The 4,549-nt window shown below is 35.8% G+C and carries 2 protein-coding genes; both read left to right on the top strand.

Going from position 1 to position 4,549, the window contains the following annotated elements:
- Positions 1-208: 208 nt before the first annotated feature.
- Positions 209-3,100: an McrB family protein gene (locus B3Q46_RS01480; RefSeq protein ID WP_349677415.1), complete on the top strand. Its 2,892-nt coding sequence runs from the start codon at positions 209-211 to the stop codon at positions 3,098-3,100.
- Between the two features lie 12 nt (positions 3,101-3,112).
- Positions 3,113-4,396 carry an McrC family protein gene (locus tag B3Q46_RS01485; protein WP_286712943.1) on the top strand — a complete coding sequence of 428 codons (1,284 nt, stop codon included), beginning with the start codon at positions 3,113-3,115 and terminating at the stop codon, positions 4,394-4,396.
- Positions 4,397-4,549: the final 153 nt, after the last annotated feature.

A 4,549-nucleotide genomic window follows, 5' to 3' on the forward strand; every position in this document is an offset into this window, starting at 1 on the left:
TATCAAAATTCAACCTGCTTTTTTTTAGCATACTTTTTGATACACCACCCAATTTTAATGAGTAATATTGCCAAAATATAGAGAATCTGATGCGGATATTGATTAAAAGTTCTTGAAGATCTAGAAAGCTTAAAACTGAAATGTGTTAAATATAGTAAGTGTATTTTTGTCGTATATACACAAATAGATTGTAAGAAATGAGGGTGTTGTGAGTACTGATATACTAAAACTATGGTTCAACGAATATCTTGAATCAGGTGATGGAAAAGGTTGGCGTAAAGATTATGAAAGTACTTTCAAAAAGGTACAGGAAATAAAACATAAGCTGAATAATGGTTACAAATTAAGTGCTCAAAATGATTTCGAGTTTTTAAGTGAACTTTTAAAAGATGATGCAAATGGGGTTGCATCTAAAGGACAATCAAATCTCGCAAACGAAGTATTTTATAAGATCATTCAGGATGTGGAATTTCTTAATGTTGTAGAAAAACTGATTCAACAACCTAATGAAGAGACATATAAAGCACTGCATAGTTATGGTAGTCAATTACTAGCTCAGTTAGGCAGTACTAAGCGACCTTTATTATTCAATCGAGCATGTGCTTCATGTACTTTAGATGTTTCCACAATTGTCGATCGGAATAAATTTCATCAATTCGTTGAGTATGTAACAGCTCAACAAATCATAGATTTTCCTCAAGAAATCAGAGAGAAGAATTGGTATGTACAGAATATATATCTAGTTCAGCAAGTTAGAGAGATATTAAAAGCAGAACTTGAATCAGGTCAAACAGATATATTTTGGTTAAATATGTTCTTGTGGGACATATATGCTGAGAAAGTGGCGACAAACTTTAATGCAAAAAATGCTATTGATTATCTAGTCGATAGATATCCAAATACCTATACGAGTACTAAACATATAGCAGCGTTTAAGACATCTCAAGGTCGAGAGTTGGCATTAGATCCAAAAGCAAAAACGCCTGTTATTTTCTGTGATGCAGAGCCACCAGTAGAACTTAAATTACCAATTAAAAAAGCCTATTCAGAAGATGATACGCGGAATCATCATTTGTCTACACATGCAAAATCAATGATGGTGGGCAAAAAAGCATATTCTATTATTGTGAGTACGCTTGATGATTTAGAAAAGCTTTGTGATTGGTATGAACAAAGTGGTGATCAGACCACGGCGCTTGAAAAAAAGGTACAGCAATTTTTAAAACTTTGGCCAATTGAAAATTTAAACAACTTATCTATAGAGGATTATCATCAAGCGAAAAACACAAATTGCTTTATTGCTCAGATTGACAGTTTTGACCCAACCCAAGGGGATCCTACCTTTGCTAACTATTTTGATATCTGGGAGCCTATTAGCTTAGGTAAGGATGATAAATATTATAATGAGAAGCCGTATTCATGGCATAAACGACTAGGGGATAATGCAGAGTTAGCATTTGAAACGCTCAAACAAGAAATACTCAATATTGTAGATGCCGTTCAGCGCCGTGACTTAAAAGCAATTGATGCAATTCAGTTCCCTAAACGACTGAAATGGATGATTGCATTTTTATACCAAGATTTTAATGATCCTTTGGTTATTCCTATCGTGAGTAAGGTAAATACCAAACGAATTGGTTATGAACACTTATATCCAAAATCACCACTTCCTGAGTTTTTGCCAGTTTTATTGAAAGATCGTGGTGAACAAGCATTTTTCCCATATGTGGAAAAACTTTTTGCAATGGTTAGAAAAGGCTATTTGGATAACAAACAAAAGACACAGCAAACTAAAGAATTAATGGATGAAGTCATGAATCAACAACCTTTAAACCGCATTTTATTTGGTGCAGCAGGGACAGGTAAAACCTTTCACAGTATTAACCATGCTTTATCCATTCTTGAAAACAAACCTCTCGAAGTTTTAGAAAAAGAAGATCGCACGGCGCTAAAAGTACGTTTTGATCAATACAAAGAGCAAGGTCAGATCAAATTTGTGACTTTTCATCAAAGCTTTAGTTATGAAGACTTTGTTGAAGGGATTCGGGCTGAAACAAATGATGTGGGAAAGTTAACCTATGATGTTAAGCCCGGTGTTTTTAAAGAGATTTGTGATATTGCCTTTAATCAAAATTTGCCTCATTCAAATATTGATGAGGTGATCACCAATTTTTGCAATGAAATAGCTGAACAGCCTTTGCAACTGAAAACTAAAACTGGTTTAACATATGAAATTACATATGAGGGTGGAAAAACCCTAAAATGTTTTTTGTTGGAGTCAGTAAATAAAGGTACTTATAGTTTAAGCTTAGATACAATCAAAAAATTATTAAATGGTGTCAAACTTGAAACTTATGGAATGCCTAGTTATATAAAACCAATTGTAAGTTTGCTATCTGATAAAATTAAATTTTCAGAAGAAAAACAAGATATAGAGTACAAACCCTACATATTGATCATCGATGAAATCAACCGAGGGAATATTTCCCGTATCTTTGGGGAACTAATTACCTTGATTGAAGACACAAAACGTCAAGGTGCTGAAGAAGCGTTATCGGTAACGTTGCCCTACTCAAAAGAAGAATTCTGTGTTCCAAGTAATGTCTACATTATTGGCACAATGAACTCGTCAGACCGCTCTTTAACAGGATTAGACATTGCTTTGCGCCGTCGGTTTACCTTTATTGAAATGCCCCCAAAGCCAGAGCTATTAAATGAAATTGAGGTGGAAGGGCTGAATATTGGTGAGCTGTTAAAAGTCATTAATCAACGTATTGAAGTGCTTTTAGACCGTGATCATTGTATTGGTCATGCCAACTTTATGAATTTGAAGAAACAGCCAACACTTGAGAATTTAACATTAATCTTCAAACAAAAAATAATTCCTCAACTTCAGGAGTACTTCTTTGATGATTGGTCAAAAATCAATATGGTGTTAAATGCCAATGGCATGTTGAAGCCTAAAGCTGTTGAGCGCTCGGTATTATTTCCAAATGTAGATAGTGAGCCAGAAGGGTTCTTCGAAGAACAGAAAACGTGGCAATTGGTAGATACGGCTTTTGATTCGATCACAAGCTTTAGCAAAATCATCAAGCATTAATCGGGGATTTATATGCATGATTTTACCGTGAGAGAATATGCCTTCATCAGCGTTGCTTATGAAGGTTGTCCTACCTCAAGCTTAGACCATGCTTATATTCCTGAAAAAGCATTTGAGCATCTGTGTGATCTCTCTGCTTCTTTTTCCAAGCATGGCGCAAGAGTCTTTGAACTTGCAGGACGTAGAAAGATAAAGCTAGACCAGTATGTTGGTGTAATTGAAACGCCGTGTGGTACACGTATAGAGATATTACCGAAGCATGTAGAGCTGAATGGAACAAGTGATCAAGAGCTTATTTTAGCAGAGCGTAAACTCCTACAAAAAATGTTGAGTGTATCCTTACACTTACCTTATAGAGAGGCAGGGAGTGCAAATCTAAATCGTTTTAAACAACCTCTGCATGAATGGATTATTACTCAGTTCCTCGCGTCATTTGAGCGTTTATTGCAACGTGGTTTACGATTTGACTATAACCGTGTGCAAGAAGAACAAAAGTTTCTACGTGGGCAATTACAACATATGAAATATATGCGACAGCCACCTGCAAAGAAACATATATTCCCGATTGAGCATGATGTTTATGAGGTCAATCGACCTGAGAACCGTCTAATTCGTACAGCGTTGGAAGTCGTTTGTAAAAAGACCAAAGATGCGAACAATTGGAAACTTGCCCAAGAACTCAGGTTGATGACCAGTGAAATACCACGAAGCCAAAAGATTCAGCAGGATTTTAGACAATGGCAGTCAGATCGCTTACTTGCGCTATATGCTGAGATCAAACCTTGGACGGAATTGATTTTAGGTGAGTACATGCCTGTATCTACACAAGGTGAATGGCGGGGCATGAGTCTATTATTCCCGATGGAAAAGCTCTTTGAATACTTTGTGGCTTATCATTTGCGCCGTGGATTACCTGAATATCAGGTGAAAACACAGCATTCAACCGAACATATTTGTAAGCATCAACAGAGTAAGATCTTTAAGTTGAAGCCAGATATTTTTATTGATCGCTCCCAAACGAATGCAAAAAATATTGTGTTGGATACTAAGTGGAAACTGATAAATCAAAATGACCGTGGCGGACGTTATGGCTTAAAGGACAGTGATATTCAGCAGATGTTTGCTTACAGTCACTATTACCTGAAACATGAGAGTGAAGTGATTTTGGTATATCCGTATCGAGCAAGAAAGTTTGATCAGCCATTAGATCATTTTAGTTTTAGAGATACAAATGGTGCAAAGCTTAGGGTAGTGCCTTTTAATTTGGATGAGCCAGAAAATTTTAAAATTTTGTAGTTACTTTGCTTGGGATTAGGTGCAATATTTTGTGCTGAACTCAACATATATACCCATTAAGTATAATTTTGATTAGGGTCTGTTGACATTTACTGTTCATAATTAACCCTATAAAGGTAGCCATAAAAATATACAGGCTAAAGCAACAGAACT

The organism is Acinetobacter sp. UBA2581 (genome assembly GCF_002339435.1).
Lineage (GTDB): Bacteria > Pseudomonadota > Gammaproteobacteria > Pseudomonadales > Moraxellaceae > Acinetobacter > Acinetobacter variabilis.

What these genes read in the sequence shown, in the direction of transcription:
- B3Q46_RS01485 (WP_286712943.1), top strand. Translation starts at nt 3,113, where the DNA reads ATGCATGATTTTACCGTGAGAGAATATGCCTTCATCAGCGTTGCTTAT.